We start from the raw sequence: 21,319 nt of genomic DNA, 5'->3' as shown, positions 1-21,319 counted from the left end.
TAATCGCCTGAGATACCTGCATATTCCCCTCACACGGACGATTCAGGGGGGCGGTAAGCTGATATTTGCCCACCGGGACCCGTGGGTTCGCTCTATGATATCAGCATTAAAACAAAGAAATGATTTAAGCAGCGCCACCAAAGGGACGCTATTTACGTTCATGATATCCCACACCCGGTTATGTGACCGTGCTCAACTGACGCCTTTCTCTGCGGAAGCCGTGCAGCTGCAGGCACAATTCTTTACTGACCAAAACAGGAAAGGAAAGCTGAAAGATACCTCTCTGGTAGGCCTGCGTTCCCAGCTCTCATCCTGTCTGAACCTGCTTGGCCTTCCAGCCGAAGCACTGATGAGCGATGTCCCTGTCTTCAGTCGATTACAGCGTGTACCGGTACAGGGTTACAGCACCGCAGAGCTCAGACGCTTACTGCCGTTACTGCGGGGAATGTTTAAACAGCTATCAGGTCAGTTTATCGCTGACCCTGCAAAACACATCAACGCCTACAGAACCACTCCGTCCATGCACTTCAACTGGCAAGGAGTGCTTTACCCGGTCTGCGGAGGGATCAGCAAGCTGATGTGTTGCGCGCTTTATCTTCTGGCCTACTATACTTGGTCAAATACTTCGGTTCTTTTGTCCCTGAAGCGGCCACATAACAGTGCACGTTCTGTTTCAGAGAGCTGGTACCGGATGCCGGCGTTTAAGAGACGGGCTTTCAGAACAGTGACCGTTTATTTCACCGGGCATGACCACCTGGATATTCCCAAATATTCACTGCAGTTCTTTGACCAGCTCACGGCCGTTTCCCGCCAACTGAGCGATGAACCCGAAACCTTTCTCCTCAAAACAGCAGTCAATGGTAAGATTGTCCCCTTTCCAATAGCCGCATTATCGACATTTAATCGGCGATTTATTTCCGGGGTTCTGGGGATTAAAGATGACAGCGGCGCGCCTCTTCATCTGACTGCCGCCCGCTTCAGGGCGACCGGGAGTATGCTCTCGCTTGCCCGATATGATCCGCTGCAGACCAGTGTGTTACTTGATAACACACCTGCAGTTGTAAATACGCACTACGCCAGTGGAAATAAGCACGATAACAACAGAATGCTGCGTGACGTCACCGCCGTGCTCGAATACCAGTCACGACACCGCTCAGGAATCGAAGCCGCCGAAGATGAGCTCAGGAAGCAACTGGACATACCTGTACTGACGTATAAAGCCTACCTGGAAAGCGTCTCCCGCCCTCTGAGAAGTGCACATGGATGCTACTGCTCTGCTCCTGAAGGTACTGAAAGTCGAAAATTCACACTACAGTCCCTCACCCATCAACTGGTCGGTAACGGCGAGTCACTGGCCTGTGCCAGTCTGCTGAACTGTTTTGCCTGTCGACACCAGGTGCTTGTGGAGTCAGAGACCGATATATGGTGTCTGCTCAGCTTCAGAGACACATTGCGGAATTCCCGGGAACACCATCTTAATCTGAATCATTACCAGAAAAATTTCCTGACGTTGCTCAGTTCACTGGATGAAAGAATCAAACTGCTGAACACCGATATGGTGAGACGAGCGGAACGGCGGCTGAAAAATGACGGTCCTCACCCACTCTGGACAACGGAGTAAATTCCTGCAGGAGGCAACATCGTTATGGCATACAAAGTCCCGGCGCTGGCCATTGACATTCCTGAGGGGAGTTCACAGGCATTTATACCAGGAACGTCAGACATTATCGCCCTAGTAAAATCAGGCAACCGGAATGCACTGAACAGAACCGTCATCTGTTATGACAATGACGGGCATCCCGTCGCTTTATTTGGCCAGGACACATGGAACTGCAGGCCTTATGCTCACACAAAGGAATCCAGAGTAAGCAAAAATCGACTCAGATTTGCTTATCTGAATTCATGTCCCGGCCTTCAGCTTGAAGCGAAAATCATTGTTTATGGCTGGTTATTTCATCGCTCATCCACGCGTTCGCGTCCGGCTAAGTTCTCCTCGATAGAATCCCGTTGCAATACACCGCTTAATGAGATTTTTTCTTTTTTAGCAGAAAACAACCACGACAGTATCGTCGCGCTGAATCAGACCGGGGTATGGCAGTCCTTTCTTGCGTGGGTGCAGGCTAAAGACTGGTCTCATATTTCCGTCGGGCATGTGTTTCGGACGCTCCGTTTTATTGCCAAAAACGCCAGTTGGCATAACATCAGACTGATACTTCCCGAATTTAAGGTCGACGACCTTGCCGGACGACTCTGCCACAACGAACGGCGTACAAATCAGCAGATTCTGGCTCTCCCGCAATCTGTCGCAGACACCCTCTACGGTGAAGCTATTCGCTTTGTCGAATCAGCATGGCCGCACAGACTTGCACTGGAAGAGACCGAAAGGCGGCTTCAGGAAAACTATCTCCAGGCTAAATCCATCGTGGATGCTTATCTTGCTGAGGGTCGTTTTCCTGCCCTGGTTAATCCTGAAGGGGAAATTACAGATAAGCACCGGTACAGTGTGACCATAAAGTCTTTTCTGCGCGAGCGTGTGCAGGACACGATTCATTCCTGTCTCGGGCCCTCCGGACTACTCCCCGGGGAAAAAGCCGACGGTGACTGGCTTAAAAAGTTCCGGGGACAACTCCTGACATCCTGTTTCATTTGCTGCGCGGCGTTCAGTGGTATGCGACTTAGCGAACTTTTTGAATTGACAAAGGACAGTTTTCATACAGAGGTCATCGGGGGAGAAACATTCTGCCTTCTGAAAGGTAGGACCTTCAAATTTGGCGAAAAGCAGGAGACCTGGATCACCAGCCCGATAACGGAGAAAGCCATTCAACTGGCCACCTCACTGACCCGGCTGGCCCGATGTCAGCTGGAGGACGCTGCAAAATGGAGCACTGGAATCTCAGAGAAAGAACACTACCTCAATCTTTCACGTTCACTCTGGCTGAGCCAGACATACCGTTCACGCCTTCCCGTTCTGATTATTCGCTGGAATGCCCGTCTGCAGGCATTTGCCAGGCAAGTCTCAGCCACCATTGATAACGACACGCTGAGGGAATGTATTACCCTGAATCCAAACAGTAGGCTACGGACAGAAAAACTCCAGAACAGTAACACCAACTGGCCAATGACCACGCATATGTTCAGACGAACACTGGCCGTCTTTGCTGTCAAAAATAACCTGGGAAGCGCCATTGCCATCAAACAGCAGTTTGGCCATCTCCGGTTGAAAATGTCCGAGTGGTATTGCGAAGGGGGGATTGCATCGCGGATGAACAACGTACTTATCGATACAGAACTTCAGGATCTGATTGATCGCGAACGACTCGATAATAATACTCGCCTCTATTACGACTGGTTCAATGGCATTACGCCGCTCAGCGGAACACATGGAAAAGCCATTGTTGCCATGCGTCAGGACTTACCCGTGGTGTATCGCTCTTGGGAAAGCATCTGGCAGCTTCTCAGCACGGGCAGGCTCACTCTTCACGGTACACTGCATGGCTACTGTAAAAACGGTTATGACTGCAGTATGGATGGTGTTGTTAACCCGGCATTTTGTGTAAATTGCCGCGGGGGTGGAAGCATAATTGACGCCGAAAACGCTGCCTGGTGGCAAAGGAAGCACACGCAACTGATAGTATGGCTGGCAAAGAACCAAACCTTCTCACCCCAGGAATATGCCCATTGCATCACACAGATCAGGGCAGCAGAGAACGTTATGCAGGATTTTGACCTGCCATTTCAACGCTACGAGGGCAAAGGAGAACAGAGATGAAGGGGTCTGATAACGCACAACTCAGGCTGGAATCTGCACTCACCCGCCTGCTTGAAGGCACTCCGGTGCATATTCAGGCTGACCGGAAACTCAGTGTCAGAGCCGTTGAAGAGGAAGCCAGACTCGGAAACGGCAGTGCATACTACTACCCTGAATTGATCACCCGAATCAAAGTTGCCATATTGCAGGGCCGGAAATACAGGCCTGCAGCCCCCTCACCTGTACCGACGTTGCGAGCCCGGCTCAATAAGACACAAAAGCTGAAACTGGCCCTTCGCGAGGAAAATCGTGCGCTGAAGCTTACTGTTTCAAACATGGCAGCAGAACACCACCGGCTGGCATGGGCATTGCGGGAAGCACATCTTCGCATTGAGGAACTGGAAGTCGCATTGACAGAAGCGAAGCGGGCAGGGATACACCGACTAAAATAATACAATCTGACGACTAAACTCGTAAGCGTACAGCGAGGACCGTATTGACGTAGAAGGCTATTCCACAGGCAGTGTGACGCGCCACGGTAGCAGTTCACTGAGCCGGTTGACTGACCAGTCTGCGATAACAACAAACACATAATGAAGGTAGTGTTCCGGATCTATTCCATTCAGTTTGCACGTCCAAATCAGACTGTGCAGCAGCGCACCGCGCACACCTCCGTGATCTGAGCCGGAGAACAACCAGTTTTTCCTGCCCAGGCAGATCAGCCGTAGCGCGTGGCTAAATTGTTATCCGCTTCAGCCCAGCCATATGGCCCTGCACGGGTCCATGTTTGCTCGCAGCATTAGATGATAACCGTTTTAATTGTATCGAGGAAATACAGAACTATGCAGGTATTGTGCCTGTAACCGAGCGGAGAGGCCAGAAATCCTAGCTATACTGGCACTGGCAATGTTCCAAGTTCGTCCGGCAGACGTTCGCCGAACGGGCTGCTAAAACGGCAAACTCATATTTCTGGGCAAAACTGTATTATCATGGCCTCAGGGAGAAGGGTTTAGTTGTAGGTCTCCCAGTGAGTGATTTTGCACTTCTGCTTTACCACGGTATGGCCTGTATTATCAGGATGATGCGTGATCTGATCCTGCAACTTAGCAAAAGTTAGCTTTATTCAACAAAGCCTAAAAACACTTAAACTTGAATATGAAAACAACTTATTAAAAAATCAACTGGAAAATTTAAAACTTCAATTGGTTAATAATAAAAGACAATGCAATACTTTTAAAATTTCCCGTTATGTCGATGAAAACCATTGAATATTACGTTGGAAAACTGGCCGTAACAAGCCGATTCTCACATAAAATCAATGTTTTTACTCAATCTTGAAATCGTTATCAGGTCCAGACGTCGATTAAAGCAAAATCAAACAACTGAAAATAAGAATGCGTCGATCACCTGTTGATATAGAGAACCCATGTTTAGTTGTTTTGTTTTCTCTAAAATAGCAGGTGACGATATGGTTATTTCACTGAAATCCATTTTCATATTAAACTCTTCGATTTTTGACATACCATTTCTGCGCACTATTTCTGGGAATGTAGACTCAGTCTCATGTATAGGAAATGACCACTCATCCGATTGTTTCTGCAGAATCTTATAGTCTTCTGGCAAATCTTCGACCAGTCTATTTGAGAATAAAGTCAGTTCATCAGTAGCCATTGTAAATAACCAGGCTTCCTGATTTTCACTCTGATTTACCCGTAAAATCCTGCCCAATACTTGTCTGAAGTATAGTTCTGTTTTGACAGAACTAAGGTGGCAGCAGACCTGTAGTCTGGGGATATCTGTACCCTCACTAATCATACCAACGCTAACAATCCATTCTGTAGTTGATTGCCGATAATATCCAATCTTAGCTAAAGAATCTCGATCGTGATACGTAACAATTGTCGCTGTTTGCTCAAACTCATTCTCCAGAATATACAGTAGCTTATATGCATGCTCGACTGAAGAAGCAACAACTAAACCACCCGCATCAGGATTAACTTTCCGTATTTCGTGAAGTTTTTTACATCCAGCTTCTAGTACATACTTCATTGCCTCTGGATGCCAAATTATTGATTGATACGAAGCAATGGTTTCACTCAGGAAATCTGTGATGGAACCAAAATGTTGAACATTCTCCTTTGATGAATAAACTAAATTATTGCTGTTTATCAGGGCGATTTTAGGTTTACGGCAAACACCATCGACAATAGCCTCATGTAGTCCATATACGTAGTCGCAACAGATCACCCCATCCGGATCAGTGTAATTTGAGAGTACTATAGGAGTACTATCAGTTCGCCACGGGGTTCCTGTTAGTGCCAAAGAGTAACTGGCACATTGCTGAACTTGAGAAAGGATTTCCCCTCCCCATATATTAGCATTCTCCAGAGAATCGCCAGAACAATGATGGATTTCGTCGAAAACGACTAATACCCGATGCATCTGTAAAGAGTTCCAGAAGCTCTTATCGAAATACATCAGGCTATGATAAGTATACGCAGCACCTACTGCGCCAAGACCACCATTAAAGTTCCTTTGAAGAATATGGGAGAAAGTACTTTCAATGGATGAAACCACCACAGATGAAGGTGCAAAGCATAGGATGAGATCTACCAATTTAAGCTCCAGCATTTTCCTGGCAACTTCTGCAGCCATCACGGTTTTTCCTGCACCAGGACTAGCAAGACATAGAAAGTGCGGCGATCCAGATTGATATTTTTCTAACGCTGCTTCAGAGCATTCTTTCTGCCACTCTCTCAGCATACGCTCTGCCCTTCGCTAAGCTGACCTAGCACTTTCGATAAAGCAGTAACCCTGCCAAGCAAAGCGGCGGACTGATTTTTTGCGTGCTGATGGAGTTCAATAAAGCAGCTCCTTCTACTGGGGAAACGCTCCATGAGAGACTGGTACTCTTCAATTTCACTCAGAATGACGGCAAGTTTGGCCTCATGGACAGTTTTTTCTTTTCTCAGGTCCACTAAGAACAGATCGACATCCAAAACGGATATTTTCACATTTTCGGGCATAGCTGCTAGGCGCGAGTTACTTGGCAATTTTCTTGGTATGAAAGCCGTTGAATAGAAGCTTTCCGTCTTCTTGTACAAGTTCTTCGGGCGTCCATCACGATTTTCGAGTTTCGAAATGAAACCTAATGCCTCAAGTCGGAGAAGTTGTCTGTGGATGAATTTTCTTGCTTCTATCACATCGGCATATGAATCTGTAATCTTCAGCAAAGCATCCCTGAGATGGATAGCACCAAACTCTTTAAAATCCTTCTCTATCAATAAATTATACATAAAAGGGTGCAACTTCACTGCAGACTTCATTATTAAAACATCCAAATCAGCAAACTTAGAATTGCTAAGTATACAGAAACCAACGAAACTTAGACAATCTAAGTACCTTAAGGCAATGATGATGACTACGTGGCTCACCCAAACCCGATACCTGACAGGCTCAAAACAGCCAGAACAAAAGCCGGGATCACTCAAAAAGAATTGGGTATCCGAATTGGCATGGAACCAAGTTCAGCGAGCGGCCGCATGAACCACTACGAGAAGGGGAGACATACTCCTGACATTGATACTCTCAAGCGTATGGCTGATGAGCTTGGGGTGCCGATCAACTACTTCTTTTGCGAGAACGAAACGACTGCAGAGCTAGCTCGCCTGATCGCTAACATGTCAGAACAACAGCAAGTTGAACTGATCAAAATTCTGAAGAAAGACCAACTTTAAAAAGCTTAACTTCACTGCAGTTGAAGAAACCACCTCTTACCCAGACTGAGAGTTCTTCTTCAGTAGCACAGGGAGATTAAGATCCAGCATCTTTCCGCAAACTTTCCCTACATACATATCTGTTTCATGGCAGAGATCTCGGGCGCTTAGCTCATCGTTTTTAGCACCATAACTTGCGCTCATTATGGCCAAGAAGATAGTGATGAGATTGACATCTGCACGCTGGTTGCGTGGGTAATCCTTTGATCAAATAGCCTGGAAAAGACACTACTGAAATTTAACTTCAAAAAGAACAGCAAAAACAGAACCAATATCCATAAATCGTTTAAATTAAAGTTTTTTTGACTTAATTTTAAATCACTGGTTATTTGTACATTGAAAAGGGAAAAAACAGACATATCTAATAGCTATCTTTCCGAGAGGAGCTGGCTATGTCTGACATAAGTGCAGGAAATCACTACGGTGTGCGGATACTCAGTCTGAATGGCGGTGGAGCCAGGGGTATGTTTACAATAAGTGTCCTTTCCGAGATTGAGAGGATACTGGCCAGCAAGCACCCCAATCAGGATATTAAAATTGGCGACTATTTTGACCTCATTACAGGGACGTCAATAGGCGGCATATTGGCTCTCGGCCTTGCTACAGGGAAAAGTGCCCGCGAGCTGGAACGAGTTTTCTTCGATAGGGCGAATGACATTTTTCCCAAAAGATGGTCCCTGACCAACTTGCTTAGATCACTTTGTGCCCCCATCTACCGCAGCAATCCTCTTCGCGAAACAATTCAAGAAATGATTGGTGCTGAAACCACATTCAATGACCTTACCCGGCGAGTAATGATCCCGGCAGTAAATCTTTCAACAGGAAAACCGCAGTTTTTTAAGACACCACACAACCCAGATTTTACTCGTGATGGACCTCTTAAATTGATAGATGCAGCACTCGCAACCTCAGCCGCGCCAACGTATTTTGCCCCACATTATTGTGAGGATCTCCGCGCGTATTTTGCCGATGGTGGTCTGGTCGCAAACAATCCTAGCTACATAGGACTTCTAGAAGTTTTCAGGGATATGAATTCTGACTTCAGCGTCACCCATAAAGACATACATATACTTAATATCGGCACTGTTGGTGAAGAGTATTCACTTAGTCCAAAGTTGTTGAGCAAAACATGGTGGAATGGCTACTGTCGTCTCTGGGGTATGGGAAAACGGCTAGTGCTTACAACCATGACAGCTAACCAGCATCTTCATAAAAATATGCTACAGCGTGAGCTTATGCTCCATGACGCGGTGGATAACTACATCTACCTGGATGAAATTATCCCCAATGAAGCAGCCAGTGATATCACTCTAGATAATGCCACGAAGAGTTCCCTTGAAAATTTAAGCGCAAGGGGAAGGCAGCTCGCCAATGTTAAGTTCGCTCAAGATCAGAAGCTTAAGAATTTTTTCACTACTCCCGCAAAACCCTTTAAGCGCATGAATGCGCAGGAGATCCACTAATGCGTTGGGATTTTAACAATTACTACAGCCATAGTGTGGATGGCTTAATCAGTAAACTAAAATTGGGTAAGACTGAATCCGACAAACTGAAAGCACTTCGCCAGAAAGTCCGTGAAAGAACGAGGGATGTGTTTAAAGAAGCTCGTCAAATTGCTACAGACGTCAGAAAGCAAACTCTGACGCTTGAAAGCGTTAGATTTAAACTGGAGCAAACTAATGTTCGCTACCTCTCTCCCTCAGACCGTGAGACTCTCGCTCGACTCATTTTTGAAATGGAAGATGTAGCTCGTGATGACTTCATCAAATTTCAACCTCGCTTCTGGACCCAAGGGAGTTTTCAATACGATACGTTAAACAGACCTTTTCACCCGGGTCAGGAAATGGATATCGATGACGGCACCTACATGCCAATGACGGTCTTTGAATCCGAACCCAGTATTGGGCACACCTTACTTCTTCTGCTCGTTGATACGTCACTGAAATCGTTAGAGGCTGAAAACGATGGATGGGTATATGAAGAAAAAAACACCTGCGGACGCATCAAAATTCCTCACGAGAAAACACACATCGACGTACCGATGTATGCGATCCCCAAAGAGCAATTTCAGACCAAACAAACTGCAGCCGATTCAGCACACATCATAAAAAGTGCCGACTCCATGTTCGAGTCTTTATCAGCAAACATGGATATGCGCGAGGCATATCTAGTAGAACCTGACAAAGTTAATTTAGCGCTGCGTCAGGGTGCAAGAAGGTGGTCGATCAGCGACCCCAAAATTGTTGAAGATTGGTTTAATGATAGTTGCAAGCGTATTGGCGGTCATCTCCGTTCAATTTGCCGCTTTATGAAGGCCTGGAGAGATGCCCAATGGGAAGTAGGAGGTCCTTCATCTATTAGCCTGATGGCGGCAGTTGTAAACATCCTCGACAGAGAAGCACATAATGGTTCAGACCTCACAGGGACGATGAAACTAGTTGCAAGATTACTACCTAATGAATTCTGTCGCGGTCTGGAAAGTCCCGACGATACTGATGAAAAGTTACTTTTCCCTGCCGAATGCGATCATAACGTACATCAGAGAACCATCGTTGAAACCATGAGAAATTTAGAGGGGATTTTGCTTGATGCAGAGAGTTCAAGTAGCAGGGAAGAAGCATTACGTAAGATAAACGATGCGTTTGGAAAACGAGTAACTAATGCCTCGTTAATAACTTCAATTGCTGCGGCTCCTGCATTTCAAATCTCCCCGTCTAAGGAGCAGGCGCCTGTAAAAATTAACACCACGATGGTAAGCGGCTGATGGAGGAAGGAAGGCTCCATAAAATGATGATAGAGTGCGGGTATCGCTATACGCTAGCCCGCAAACTTCCTGAAAAGGCGTTCCTACACAGTCAGGAACGCCTGAAAGGCTATTATACGAAAGAATATGAAACCGAAGCCGGAAATTTCAATGTAGCACTAGTTATTCGGCCAGATCCTTTTACGGAACTGCCATTAGCTTGCATAGTTGATCTGCCTGAAAAGTTCAGAGATCGCCTTATGCCTCACATAAGCCAAGAAGGAATTCTCTGTTATGTAGAGCAGTTGGAAGCTGATTGGGATCCAAACAACCTTGAGGGTACGTACAAAGAAGTCGATGCCCAGATTCATCGAACACTGATTAATTCAGTTTTAGCCGCTACTAATGGTCTGAATGATAAGAGAGAACTCGAAGGTGAATTTACGACTTACTGGCGACCTAGTGATAGTTTATATATTTTATCAAAAGCAAGCCGCGGGATCAGACTTAAAACACTGTTTTCAGAGTCAACATTTCCTGATGGTTATCCCAGGCTAGAATATATAACTGTCCAAGAATCCTCTCCCGAGGACTCTGAAACCATTTTAAAAAAATGGCTTAATCAAAGATACCTTCGTCAAGAATCTTTGAAAAATTATTCTATCAACACTCATTATATTTCTGTAAACCCTAATCGTCTTGCTGGGATGAAATGGCCACCAACTTCATTCCGCGAATTACTGGACTGGCTAGAAAATGCGGACCATAATGCCAGGGACAGAGTGGTTCACTACATCACAACAGAGGGGAAGAAAAGATATATTTTTTTATTCGACATTTTCAATCAAGATATATTTGCCATCTATATTGAGTTAAATACTAACGCTGTTGATTTCAGAAGGCACAAGAGGTCAGCTAAAAAATCAACGTCCAAACTTGCCACATTGTTAGCTGGTAAAAATGTATGCGCCTCATATAAACGATTGGGTGTGGTTCGCGCTGATATGGCAACCCTCCTTAGCCGAAATGCCCAAAGGAGAAGCAAAGAATGCTTATCCGATAAGCGTATAGCTTTAGTTGGTTGCGGAACCATTGGTGGGTATATTGCTGAATTGTTACTCCGAAACGGTGCCGGTTGTGGGAAAGGTTTACTGCATTTATTTGATGATGATATCTACCGTCCTAGTAATTTTGGTCGTCACATTTTACCTTCACATGATTTTGGGTGGTCCAAAGCGCTCTCACTCGCAACAAAACTTCAAGACTCTGTGCATTTACAGACCAGAGTAGAAGGATTTTATAAGCAATTCCCCATCAGTATTGATGTTATGAAAAAATATGACATTATTATCGATGCAACAGGCCGACCTCCTGTTTCCAAGCGTATTGCGGCTATCGTAAGACAGATTCCCTGTGAGCAAAGACCTATTATTATCCACGCCTTCAATGATGGTAATGGACGAGCATCCAAAGTTTTAATCGATGATGGCCGAAGCTGTTATGGATGTATGGTTACTAATCCAGCAAAATACCATAATGGTATCGATTCCCGATTTTACAACCTCGATATCTCAAGTGAAAAAAATAAAAGTTGTGGTAGCACATACACACCTTATGATGCGGCGGTGAGTAATATAACGGCATCTTTGGCTCAACAGGCAGTCTTGAGTACTCTTGAGCCTGACCTCAAATGGACTTACAACGAGCATATGTTAGAAGGTGGACGTTCACTGAAACCTCAATTTTTGCCACATCAGCCTAACTGTCCTATCTGCAATGAACATAACTGAGTTAGTTTTTATCGATGATGATTACAATCATGTCGTCATCATGAGTGATGTTGTGCAGCGGTTGTATTTATATCGTCAATTACATCATGCCAGTACCGAGGCAGGAGGAATCCTTATTGGAGAACGTCGTGGGAAACACATTGTCATCACCCACATATCAGAACCAGGCTCAGGTGATATAAGATCGCGATTACGAATAGAAAGAAAAGGCAAACATCACCAGCAAAAAGTGGATGACTTATTTCAGCAATCAGACGGTTTTCTAGTCTATTTGGGCGAATGGCATACGCATCCCGAAGATTTCCCACAGCCATCAAGTACTGATATGAGGTCTTGGCGAACCGGACTGAAAGCGACTGAACCAATGGTTTTGCTTATTGTGGGCAAAAAGAAAATATGGTGTGGTAAAAAGCATTGGAATGCCATTGAACAATTAGAAGAAAAAAAATGAATTATTAGACATATTGAATTTTTTCAAAACTAAGTGTTACAATTGCATTGCCAATAGCAACTATCGTATTGGTAGTTATTTTACGAAAACACTTATTCAAATTAATTCCATCACTTTGACACCTAAAGTACAAAGAGCTAAGCTTGAATTTTCGAGAGGAGCATCTGTACTTAAGTCGAAGGTTAGATCTTGTTCCAGAGCAAATCTATATCTGAAACTTCGTCACAATTTCTTGTTCTTGTTTTACACTCAGCATCTGCTGTCATAGTGAAAACCTTGTTTGTTTTCACCTCATTGATATATAGTGCTATTTTCATTCATCTTGAAATGGGATTTTATTTTCGTCGATTTTCATTTTCCGTCACTGGATGCTCATGCAAATTATCGGGAAGTTCTTCAAGTTGTTCTTTAGAGTGAAATTGAAGGATTATTTCCCCTTTAGTTAATCTTTCCGTCCAATATCTACCCACTAGTTTCTGGTTCGGATTTTCAATGATTTTAAACACTACAGTTCCATCATGAGGAACGCTTCGTTCACTTAAACTTAGCCGAGGCTTACTTGAATAAGAGTATGAGATGTTTTTAACCTGTCGTTCCGGGTCAATAATAAAACCCTCCGAATATGAAAAGCTCTCCATTTCACTCGTACGCATCATACAGCTGATATGAAAGAATGATTGATTCACAGTAAGCATTACAGGTATAGGTGATACTTTTTCCCCCGTCATCGGGTTTATCCAGTCTGAATATATTAACCCCACCCAACTTCCATTCATATCAGGAAACGGGACAAGCCATCCTCTAAAAATTTTAAGTTTCCACCCCCATTTTGCGAAAACAGCTACCACAAAAAGATCAATACTCACTACTTTTGGAACAAGTCCTAAAAAATCCTTTAACTTGGACAAGTCTAACCCATTAACATAGGCAAGAGAAAACCAAGCAGCTGCTGAAAGTCCGACTAGCAGATATAATGAATTTTTAAATGTTATATTACGCATTACTTAAGTTCCAGGTAGTTCCACGCAGCCTTAGCAAATTCGCGTCCATCTTCACGCGTCCATTTTTGCTTTGAATGAAAAAGGAAAAAACATTCGTTTACCTCTAACCAACGCTCAGAGGATGGTTCATCGCCTTGGAGGTTAGACCAAATATGAATTAGCATAGCTCGGATGCATTCAGTCCAGGTTGAATGAACAAACGTGGTATCTGGGCAATTGTAAGCTAGACACTCCATAAAAAAAGATGGTAGCTCTCGAAATACGCCATCCTCTGCCATTGCATTTTCAATGCGTTTTAACAATCGTGCACCTTTTTTATAGGCATAGTTAGTTCTATTATTCTTCTCGGTTCCTTTTTCCATTTGTTGGGCTGGATAGTTAACTATACTACTTCCATCTGATTTGAAAATTTTGGTTCCATCCCTCATTCCATTTTTCATATAGTAACGGTAACTAAAACATGGAACGACATCAGCATCTACTCGACATGAATTGGATTTTATCTGTAGCGCTGTAGAACCCGATGAATCTACTTGTCTAGGGAATTTAGACTCCATGGCAATTAGAAGTTCCCCCCTTAATCTTTCAGGAGTCCAAATACCTTCATATAATTTCTCAGGATTATATAGCCCCTTTTCAGACTCATCCCAGTATAAAGCGCCTGTATATTCAACAGCAATATCCACGTCACTATCTGAACGAACATTAGTAATGTTCGCGTAAGATCCTTTTGCATAGACCCTCAGCGGGCAATTATTAAATAACTCATGTGAATCAATTGCTTGCCGAATCATTCGTTCAGCTCGCTCCTGCTTTTCCTTTTCAGTATCACTCGAAGGTCCAGTCCACATAGACAGAGTATCTTCCGTAATCATTGTCTAACCCTTAATGTTTAAGCTTATTTAAAATAATCTCTATGAGAATTAGTATAAAACTATAGCTCCTGCACTAGCAGCTCAACAGAAATCTCTCAATTATGTGATCAGTCGAATGATAAATCTTAGCAATTAAAGCTGTTCCGCCCAACAAACAACAGACAACATTTTTGCATATAAATCAATATCTTATAACACACCCACTTTTGTGTTCACTAATAGTATTAGCATTAAACAGTCAGGAAAGTGTTTACAGAAATCCATGACTATCTAGTTTGATAACCAAAAGCTCTACAGAATATATGCCCTATGCAGAATCACATCTATTAAATATCTTTCATTTAATTAATCAACTGTCGTCCCATCATCAATTGTTTTTAGAATATATTTAAATCAAAATGTTATAATTGACAGAATTTTATCGGAGATTGCAAAAAAGCTAATCCCTCATCAATAATTTGAGTTGTACTACTGTGCATAGAGTTGATACAATCAAAAATGAGAAGGCGATTGGATGTCAAAAAATCAATTCAGGCTTAGTTTGTGGCGTTAAAGCATCTTAAGCACATAGAGAGGAATAAATGTACATAACAATAGATGGTGATGATGTTGGAAGAAAAATAACTGCATCATATATAGCAAACGATGAAGAAAAATTAATTCAAATTAGCAACAATATAAACAATGCAACAAAAAAAATATCTTCAACATTATCCAAAAATGGCTTCGAAATAATTTTCCAGGCCGCAGATGGTGTTACAGCCAAAATAGATATAGATATTGATTTATATGTGATATTTAACGAGATACAGTTACTGGCATCTGATGGAATTACATTCTCGGCAGGTGTCGGAATGAATTTAAGAGAAGCATATATTGCACTTTTAAATTCTAAAAGCAATGGCAAAAACATGCTTTCCATTTACAAAAACATTTGACGGTGTACCATGTTTAGGATAATCAAGTTTGACAAGTTACTCTCAACAGTCTCATTAATATCTTTACTTGTTACGATTTTTTCCTTTTGGCTTTTCAAGACATTTCTCGCAGCCGATCTGAGTTTACTAAAACTATTAACAATATCATCGATTGCATCTATTATAATAAACTTCATACTTCTTTCGCCGCCAATATCACGAATAATATGGAGAATCCTACGTTTTTTTCAAAAAAGATATTTATCCTGATCTAAATGGCATTTGGGTTGGTCATATAACAACAGAAAACAATAAAGAATTCGAAGTTCGTGCAATCATCAGGCAGGCCCTGCTTATTACGAAGATTGAAATGCATGGCGCAACAGTAAAATCGGTCACTTTGGAAGCAACGCCTACAAAAGAACTGGATGTTAAGAAATTGTATTATGTATATAAATCAACCCCCAAGAATCCTGCTTGGAGCGATTATATCGGTTCAACTATTTTTGATGTAATTGAAAATAGAGATGCTCTATATTTATCAGGAAGGTATTATACCGATAGAAAGTCAATAGGGAGAATATCTATTAAACGGATATCGCTTAACACTACTTCTGATATATCCTATTATTAATTTTTATGTTTTCACACGTTCTGGAACAGGCTGAATTTATATTAAGCTTGTTCCATTACATCGTTCCTCCCACAAACACTGGGTATTTTAGAGTCTTATCAATAAATAAAAACACATCTCAAAAAACATGCAGCTAAAATGCAAATGATACATTCAAATTTAATGAATGATTTGAACAAATGCTTGTTATTAAGCCTAGGTTTTATTGTTGAAAATTACAAAGAGAAATTTTGAATAGCAGTCAAATAAAACACTTGAAAATCATCAAAGAAAGTACTTCATAACAGTATAATTGTGAGCATTGCATTTCACTGTTCGAAATTTTGGACTGTGTCAGTGAGATAGGGGTCAGTTTGGATATCGAAAATTATTGTACGTTAAGGCTATTTTTTGACCTTTCGACTTTAGCTGGCCTCAGCCGACGAAACTTACCGGAAGCCGGTATCCGGTTGCTTTTCCATATATAATCGCCCGTCAGATTGATGTGTTCCCAGCCTAGCGGGGACAAATGCGACAGAAGTTGCTCGTTGATCTTCACCCCTTTACGCTTCAGGGCATCGACCGCTCTTTCCATATAGACGGTATTCCACAGCGAGATCGCAGCCGTCAGCAGCGTCAGTCCACTGGCGCGATAACTCTGATTTTCCGGTTTTCTGTCCCTGATTTCACCCAGCCGGTGCAGGAATACCGCCCGCGCCAGCGCGTTACGGGCTTCTCCTTTATTCAGTCCCGCCTGTACCCGCCGACGAAGTGCCGGATCGCGGAACCAGTCGAGCATAAATAGCGTTCGTTCAATACGACCAATTTCCCTCAGTGCTTTGGCAAGTCCGTTTTGCTTGGGGTAGCTGGCGAGCTTTTTCAGCATCAGGGATGCCGTCACGGTTCCCTGCTTTATCGAGGTTGCCAGACGCAGCACTTCACGCCAGTGAATTTCGATCTCTTTCAGATTCAGGCTGGTTGTTGATATCAGTGACTGAAGCGCCGGGTATTGGTCCGATTTTCCTTTGATAAACAGCTTCTTGTCGTGGAGATCCCTGATTCGCGGACAGAACACAAATCCCAGCAGATGCATCAGGGCAAAGACATGATCGGTGAAACCCGCGGTATCGGTGTAATGCTCCCTGATTTCCAGGTCGCTTTCGTGATACAGCAAGCCATCGAGAACGTGGGTTGAATCCCTGACCCGACTGATTATGCAGGTGTAAAACGGGCTGTATTGATCCGAAATATGGGTATAAAACTGACGTCCAGGCTCCTGCCCATATTTCGGGTTAACCTGCCCTGCGTAGCGGCCTGAGCTGCCTGTTCTGAAATTCTGTCCATCTGATGATGACGTTGTTCCGTCTCCCCAGAATGCCGCCAGTGGTCTTTTCCCCTGCGCATTTACCAGCTCTGCAAGAGCGGCTGAATAGGTTTCATCGCGGATGTACCATGCCTGAATATCTTCGAGTGATGATTTGGTGCTCCCGGGGCAGGCTTCTGCCATTTTGGTCAGACCAAGATTGATGCCATCCGCAAGAATGGTGGTGAGGAGCAGGCGGGTATCGGGACGGGTAATGTCATTTTTTATATGCGAAAAATGTCGGGTAAACGTCGTCCAGCTGTTTACCTCATCGAGAATTTCCGTGATTTTAGGGCGCGGTAACATGCTATAAACCAGATCTGCCAGCGGTGAAACCTGCTCCGGGACGCAGTTATCCAGCGGAGAGACTTTTACTCCCCTGTCAGATATTTCCACATCGGGCAGCTCTCCAAAGGCAGCCATGGCATTAACCTCTTCAAGTCTGGACTGAAGCAGGGTCATACGGCTGGTAATGTACTCATGGTAATCAGCAGATACGGGCAGGGGCAGCGCCGGTGTGAGTTTGTCAAAGTCCTTTTCGGGAATGAGGTAATCATCAAAGTTTTTGTAGCGCCGTGATCCTTTGACCCAGATGTCCCCGGAGCGCAGCGCTCCCTTAAGCTCGCTGAGCGCACAAAACTCATAATACTGCCGATCAATACCCGCAGGTGTAATCACCACCTTGCGCCAGCTTTCAGGGACAAACTCAAGCGGCGCCGTCGCCGGAACTTTACGTGACAGCTTCCGGTACATATCCTTGATCACAACCAGCGCATCAGCCAGAGGTTGCGCTGCCGGGGTTGCGACTAGCTGTAAAGCGGATAACATGCGTGGGGCATATTTCCGTAATATGCTGTATTTCTCGGTAATAATATGCAGCGGGTCGAAATTATTTTTTCTGGCGAGATGGCGTGTTTCCTCCAGACTGGCGACAAATTCAGGCCATGGCAGGATGCTTTCTATTGCGAGCCATGGATCGTCACCAGAATCGCGGGCATCAGACAGCGCCTGACCGACATCGATGTACTGCCTCAGTTTTGACTGGATCAGCTTTCCGGTCTGCTGAAGGCGCTCAGCCTGTGTTCTTTTGGCTTTGCTGAACAGGCTGTTCAGCATGCGTTCATGCAACTCAATCACTTCGTCTGTCAGTGTGGCTCTGGCTTCTTCCAGCACGCACACCAGGATCGCATGACGCCGGGCTGCTGAAAATCGGGTCAAATCCCGGCTACTCATCTTTCGGCCTTCCCGCGCCAGTTTCAGCAACCGGTTCTGGTGAATGGTGCGATCTATACCTTCCGGTAATGCCAGCGATTCAATGCTACTGAGCCGATCAAGGTGTTGCAGCACATTCTTACCATTGATTTTACCCGGCGGTTGCAGCAGCCATGTCAGCCTGGAAGACTGATTATCTGATGACTCAAGTAAACGATCCAGGGCATCCCTGTGAGCCGGAGTTAACGGGGCATTCAGGGTCTGAAATACGATTTTATCTCCGCCTGCCATGGCCTCCGCACAGGTTCGCTCCACGACATCAATCGCGGGGATTATCACGTTGTTCTTCCGGAGCCAGACCAGCAGTTCTTCGGCCAGGAGAATACCTTTATCGGTGCGCGTCGCCATCGGCAGCAGGTGTGTAATACAGTCTTGCTGTATTTTGCCGGTGAACGCCTTTACGCCAAGATAGCGGTACAGTTCGGTTAAATGCTCACGCCGGGTCGTATCCCTGCCGGAAAGGTAAGCAGGCCAGAGATCCCCGGTAAGCTTTAGCCTGCTGGCGATATGTTTCAGCAGCGCATCAGAGGGTGGGATTTTTTTATCCGGGGCAAAGCCGACATTTTTCAGATAGCAAAGAAGGACGGCAAAACCAAAACGGCTGGCGGGTTTACGGTGAGCACTGATAAGAGCCAGATCATGCTCACTGAAATAGGCCAATCGGGTCAGCGTTAACTCATCGTCTGGCAATGCCAGTAATGATTCTCTTTCCGACAGAGAAAGAATATGCCTCCTTGCCATATAGTTTCCCTCATAAATTATTCAGTGCGGTATTTTTAACAAAACCAGATATCGCATAAGGGTACACCCTGACGCCACAACCAAAACGTGACGGCACACGATGAATGACATAACCTATATGCGATAGGATTAATGCAATAACTTAAATGCGATAATGTGGTGAAAAAATGTTCATCAGAGCTTATTTGAGGGCATCGACGGAAGATCAGTTCGCCGATCGGGCAAAAGAGATGCTTGAGCAGTTCGTTCAGGAACGGGGACATAAAATAGCCAGCTACTACCGGGAGAACATCAGCGGTACAAAACTTGACCGCCCGGAACTGGGACGCTTACTGATGGACAGTCACCGCAATGATATTTTGCTGGTCGAGCAGATAGACCGCCTGACCCGTCTGAGTAACAGCGACTGGATGACGCTGAAAAAGCAGATCGAACAACACGAGCTGCGGATTGTCAGCCTGGATGTGCCCACCTCATGGCAGGCGCTGTCAGATAAAGACCCTTCGCAGGCTGACGCAATCACCCGCGCCGTGATAACAGCCATCAATAATATGCTTATCGATCTGATGGCCGCGATGTCGCATAAGGACTGGCTGAGCCGCCGCCAGCGGCAACGCCAGGGAATTGAACGCGCGCATACACTGGGAAAATACCGGGGTAAACAGGCTGATCAGGAACGGCATCAGAAAGTCCTGTACTACCGGCAGGTCAAGAAACTGAGCATTCAGGAAACTGCTGAGGCTACGGGCTATAGTTGCTCACAAGTTTGCCGTATACAGTCCCTTTACCGGCAGGGAGATAAAGATTTATGAATAAATACAAGTTCGCACCCTGGCTGAGTCGCTGGAAACTCATCCCAGACGGCTCACCATTCGTAACGCATACATCACAACTCCTCCCGGTTAAAACATCAACCGATGGCATAAAAGCGATGCTGAAAATTACCGATGACCTGGAAGAACAAAGAGGTAATGCACTTATGGCATGGTGGGGAGGAAGTGGAGCTGCCCCGGTAATTTCCCATGAAAATGAGGCAATTCTTCTGGAGCGTGCCACGGGGCCCGCATCTCTGTCCACGATGTCCAGAGAAGGTCAGGACACAGAGGCTTGCCGTATTTTGTGCCTTACAGCAAACCAGTTGCACATAGGTCGGAAACAGCCAATACCACAACTTACTTCTCTTCATGACTGGTTCCACGCCCTTAAACCAGCCGCCCGGATATATGGGGGGATTCTGAAACAGTGCGCAGAAATATCTGAAGATCTGCTATCTTCGCCGCTTGATGTGACCACGCTACATGGCGATTTGCATCACGCTAACGTCCTTGATTTTGGGTCATCCGGTTGGCTGGCAATTGACCCGAAAGGCTTAAAAGGTGAGCGAGGGTTCGATTATGCCAATATTTTCACAAATCCTGACCTTGGTGATCCAGCTTCTGGAATAGCCGTTGTCCCGGAAATATTTAAACAACGACTTAATATCGTGGCCGAAACTGCCGGTCTGGACAGAGAGAGGCTTCTGATGTGGATCTGTGCATGGTGTGGATTATCCGCGGCATGGACGCTGGAAAGTAACGGCACGATTTCTGTTACAACGAGAATAGCAGAGCTGGCAATATCTGAACTAAACAACTGTACGGTAAGTGAAGGTTAACTTTTTCGATTGAAACTTAGCCTTAACGTACAATAATTTTCGATATCCAAACTGACCCCAGATACATTTAATGCCATAGAGCTAAGATTTCCATTTTGGTTACACTACCAAATTTAGCCAGTGTAATACGTCAATATAAATTAGGACTGGTTGATCCTTGTTCAAAAAGCAGACAGCCTTGAACATAGGCTTAGAGTAAGGGATTCTGGAAAACATCAGTGGTTTGTCACTCAAAATCTCATTTCTCTGAAAACTCTGGAAAAATTGTTAACATTAGCCTAACCCAACACTGGCACCGCCTTCCAGAATTTCTACACTGTAACAGTGTGGTAGTACAGCGTGACCATGCGTTAATCCTGATGCCCCTCTCCTGAG

General features: G+C 44.6%; 17 protein-coding genes and 2 pseudogenes. 13 read left to right on the top strand and 6 right to left on the bottom strand.

The window, feature by feature from the left end; all coding sequences use genetic code 11:
* Positions 1 to 94: 94 nt before the first annotated feature.
* The 3 genes from ACTJJA_RS20560 to ACTJJA_RS20550 are packed head-to-tail and all read left to right on the top strand — an operon-like array spanning position 95 to position 4,200.
* A complete protein-coding gene (locus ACTJJA_RS20560; protein WP_440669063.1) occupies positions 95 to 1,621 on the top strand; it encodes a hypothetical protein in 1,527 nt (508 codons plus the stop codon).
* Between the two features lie 24 nt (positions 1,622 to 1,645).
* A complete protein-coding gene (locus ACTJJA_RS20555; protein WP_440669061.1) occupies positions 1,646 to 3,769 on the top strand; it encodes a hypothetical protein in 2,124 nt (707 codons plus the stop codon).
* Positions 3,766 to 4,200, top strand: coding sequence for a hypothetical protein (locus ACTJJA_RS20550; RefSeq protein ID WP_440669060.1), 435 nt, complete (start codon positions 3,766 to 3,768; stop codon positions 4,198 to 4,200). The genes ACTJJA_RS20555 and ACTJJA_RS20550 overlap by 4 nt, the downstream gene beginning before the upstream one ends.
* Before the next feature lie 57 nt (positions 4,201 to 4,257).
* Here the strand turns inward: ACTJJA_RS20550 and ACTJJA_RS20545 are convergent.
* Positions 4,258 to 4,511 (bottom strand): annotated as a pseudogene (locus ACTJJA_RS20545) (transposase domain-containing protein); the annotation flags it as partial.
* Between ACTJJA_RS20545 and ACTJJA_RS20540 the strand changes: the two are divergent.
* Positions 4,506 to 4,757 (top strand): annotated as a pseudogene (locus ACTJJA_RS20540) (transposase); the annotation flags it as partial. The pseudogenes ACTJJA_RS20545 and ACTJJA_RS20540 sit on opposite strands and share 6 nt — an antisense overlap.
* Before the next feature lie 365 nt (positions 4,758 to 5,122).
* Here ACTJJA_RS20540 and ACTJJA_RS20535 read toward each other — a convergent pair.
* Positions 5,123 to 6,511, bottom strand: coding sequence for a DEAD/DEAH box helicase (locus tag ACTJJA_RS20535; protein WP_440669059.1), 1,389 nt, complete (start codon positions 6,509 to 6,511; stop codon positions 5,123 to 5,125).
* Entirely contained in the window at positions 6,505 to 7,182 is a 678-nt protein-coding gene (locus tag ACTJJA_RS20530) for a hypothetical protein (RefSeq protein WP_440669058.1), read from the bottom strand. The genes ACTJJA_RS20535 and ACTJJA_RS20530 overlap by 7 nt, the downstream gene beginning before the upstream one ends.
* On the opposite strand from ACTJJA_RS20530, the gene ACTJJA_RS20525 reads away from it, so the two are divergent.
* The 5 genes from ACTJJA_RS20525 (at position 7,174) to cap3 (ending at position 12,508) form a co-directional block, all read left to right on the top strand.
* On the top strand, positions 7,174 to 7,485 hold the full coding sequence (locus tag ACTJJA_RS20525) for a helix-turn-helix domain-containing protein (protein ID WP_214606424.1): 312 nt from the start codon (positions 7,174 to 7,176) through the stop codon (positions 7,483 to 7,485). The two genes, ACTJJA_RS20530 and ACTJJA_RS20525, sit on opposite strands and share 9 nt — an antisense overlap.
* Positions 7,486 to 7,916: 431 nt before the next feature.
* Positions 7,917 to 8,987, top strand: coding sequence for a CBASS cGAMP-activated phospholipase (locus ACTJJA_RS20520; RefSeq protein ID WP_214606423.1), 1,071 nt, complete (start codon positions 7,917 to 7,919; stop codon positions 8,985 to 8,987).
* Positions 8,987 to 10,288, top strand: a complete 1,302-nt coding sequence (locus tag ACTJJA_RS20515) for a CBASS cGAMP synthase (protein ID WP_440669057.1) — start codon at positions 8,987 to 8,989, stop codon at positions 10,286 to 10,288. The genes ACTJJA_RS20520 and ACTJJA_RS20515 overlap by 1 nt, the downstream gene beginning before the upstream one ends.
* Positions 10,289 to 10,311: 23 nt before the next feature.
* A complete protein-coding gene (locus ACTJJA_RS20510; RefSeq protein WP_440669056.1) occupies positions 10,312 to 12,057 on the top strand; it encodes an E2/UBC family protein in 1,746 nt (581 codons plus the stop codon).
* Positions 12,058 to 12,097: 40 nt separating this feature from the next.
* Positions 12,098 to 12,508 (top strand): CBASS system CD-NTase/cGAS isopeptidase Cap3, encoded by a 411-nt coding sequence (gene cap3 / locus ACTJJA_RS20505; protein ID WP_440669055.1) that lies wholly within the window; start codon positions 12,098 to 12,100, stop codon positions 12,506 to 12,508.
* Positions 12,509 to 12,843: 335 nt separating this feature from the next.
* Here cap3 and ACTJJA_RS20500 read toward each other — a convergent pair whose 3' ends face one another.
* Together ACTJJA_RS20500 and ACTJJA_RS20495 are read right to left on the bottom strand one after the other, a co-directional pair.
* Entirely contained in the window at positions 12,844 to 13,509 is a 666-nt protein-coding gene (locus tag ACTJJA_RS20500; RefSeq protein ID WP_440669054.1) for a hypothetical protein, read from the bottom strand.
* Positions 13,509 to 14,384, bottom strand: a complete 876-nt coding sequence (locus ACTJJA_RS20495) for a nucleotidyltransferase domain-containing protein (protein WP_440669053.1) — start codon at positions 14,382 to 14,384, stop codon at positions 13,509 to 13,511. The genes ACTJJA_RS20500 and ACTJJA_RS20495 overlap by 1 nt, the downstream gene beginning before the upstream one ends.
* A 581-nt stretch (positions 14,385 to 14,965) precedes the next feature.
* Between ACTJJA_RS20495 and ACTJJA_RS20490 the strand changes: the two genes are divergently transcribed.
* A complete protein-coding gene (locus ACTJJA_RS20490; protein ID WP_214606417.1) occupies positions 14,966 to 15,322 on the top strand; it encodes a mCpol domain-containing protein in 357 nt (118 codons plus the stop codon).
* Between the two features lie 238 nt (positions 15,323 to 15,560).
* Positions 15,561 to 15,935, top strand: a complete 375-nt coding sequence (locus tag ACTJJA_RS20485; RefSeq protein ID WP_440669136.1) for a hypothetical protein — start codon at positions 15,561 to 15,563, stop codon at positions 15,933 to 15,935.
* A gap of 367 nt (positions 15,936 to 16,302) precedes the next feature.
* On the opposite strand, the gene ACTJJA_RS20480 is transcribed toward ACTJJA_RS20485, so the two are convergent.
* A complete protein-coding gene (locus ACTJJA_RS20480) occupies positions 16,303 to 19,290 on the bottom strand; it encodes a Tn3 family transposase (RefSeq protein ID WP_440669052.1) in 2,988 nt (995 codons plus the stop codon).
* Between the two features lie 167 nt (positions 19,291 to 19,457).
* Here ACTJJA_RS20480 and ACTJJA_RS20475 point away from each other — a divergent pair, with 167 nt between their 5' ends.
* Both ACTJJA_RS20475 and ACTJJA_RS20470 read left to right on the top strand, forming a co-directional pair.
* Positions 19,458 to 20,102, top strand: a complete 645-nt coding sequence (locus tag ACTJJA_RS20475; protein ID WP_029461139.1) for a recombinase family protein — start codon at positions 19,458 to 19,460, stop codon at positions 20,100 to 20,102.
* Positions 20,099 to 20,944: an aminoglycoside phosphotransferase family protein gene (locus tag ACTJJA_RS20470; protein WP_440669051.1), complete on the top strand. Its 846-nt coding sequence runs from the start codon at positions 20,099 to 20,101 to the stop codon at positions 20,942 to 20,944. The genes ACTJJA_RS20475 and ACTJJA_RS20470 overlap by 4 nt, the downstream gene beginning before the upstream one ends.
* Positions 20,945 to 21,319 lie beyond the last annotated feature (375 nt).

Source organism: Enterobacter sp. 22452 (assembly GCF_052045065.1).
Classification (GTDB): domain Bacteria; phylum Pseudomonadota; class Gammaproteobacteria; order Enterobacterales; family Enterobacteriaceae; genus Enterobacter; species Enterobacter mori.
This window is presented reverse-complemented; position numbering and strand designations above follow the sequence as displayed.

What these genes read in the sequence shown, in the direction of transcription:
- ACTJJA_RS20560 (WP_440669063.1), top strand. Translation starts at nt 95, where the DNA reads ATGATATCAGCATTAAAACAAAGAAATGATTTAAGCAGCGCCACCAAA.
- ACTJJA_RS20555 (WP_440669061.1), top strand. Translation starts at nt 1,646, where the DNA reads ATGGCATACAAAGTCCCGGCGCTGGCCATTGACATTCCTGAGGGGAGT.
- ACTJJA_RS20550 (WP_440669060.1), top strand. Translation starts at nt 3,766, where the DNA reads ATGAAGGGGTCTGATAACGCACAACTCAGGCTGGAATCTGCACTCACC.
- ACTJJA_RS20535 (WP_440669059.1), bottom strand. Translation starts at nt 6,511, where the DNA reads ATGCTGAGAGAGTGGCAGAAAGAATGCTCTGAAGCAGCGTTAGAAAAA.
- ACTJJA_RS20520 (WP_214606423.1), top strand. Translation starts at nt 7,917, where the DNA reads ATGTCTGACATAAGTGCAGGAAATCACTACGGTGTGCGGATACTCAGT.
- ACTJJA_RS20515 (WP_440669057.1), top strand. Translation starts at nt 8,987, where the DNA reads ATGCGTTGGGATTTTAACAATTACTACAGCCATAGTGTGGATGGCTTA.
- ACTJJA_RS20510 (WP_440669056.1), top strand. Translation starts at nt 10,312, where the DNA reads ATGATGATAGAGTGCGGGTATCGCTATACGCTAGCCCGCAAACTTCCT.
- cap3 (WP_440669055.1), top strand. Translation starts at nt 12,098, where the DNA reads ATGAGTGATGTTGTGCAGCGGTTGTATTTATATCGTCAATTACATCAT.
- ACTJJA_RS20500 (WP_440669054.1), bottom strand. Translation starts at nt 13,509, where the DNA reads ATGCGTAATATAACATTTAAAAATTCATTATATCTGCTAGTCGGACTT.
- ACTJJA_RS20495 (WP_440669053.1), bottom strand. Translation starts at nt 14,384, where the DNA reads ATGATTACGGAAGATACTCTGTCTATGTGGACTGGACCTTCGAGTGAT.
- ACTJJA_RS20490 (WP_214606417.1), top strand. Translation starts at nt 14,966, where the DNA reads ATGTACATAACAATAGATGGTGATGATGTTGGAAGAAAAATAACTGCA.
- ACTJJA_RS20480 (WP_440669052.1), bottom strand. Translation starts at nt 19,290, where the DNA reads ATGGCAAGGAGGCATATTCTTTCTCTGTCGGAAAGAGAATCATTACTG.
- ACTJJA_RS20475 (WP_029461139.1), top strand. Translation starts at nt 19,458, where the DNA reads ATGTTCATCAGAGCTTATTTGAGGGCATCGACGGAAGATCAGTTCGCC.
- ACTJJA_RS20470 (WP_440669051.1), top strand. Translation starts at nt 20,099, where the DNA reads ATGAATAAATACAAGTTCGCACCCTGGCTGAGTCGCTGGAAACTCATC.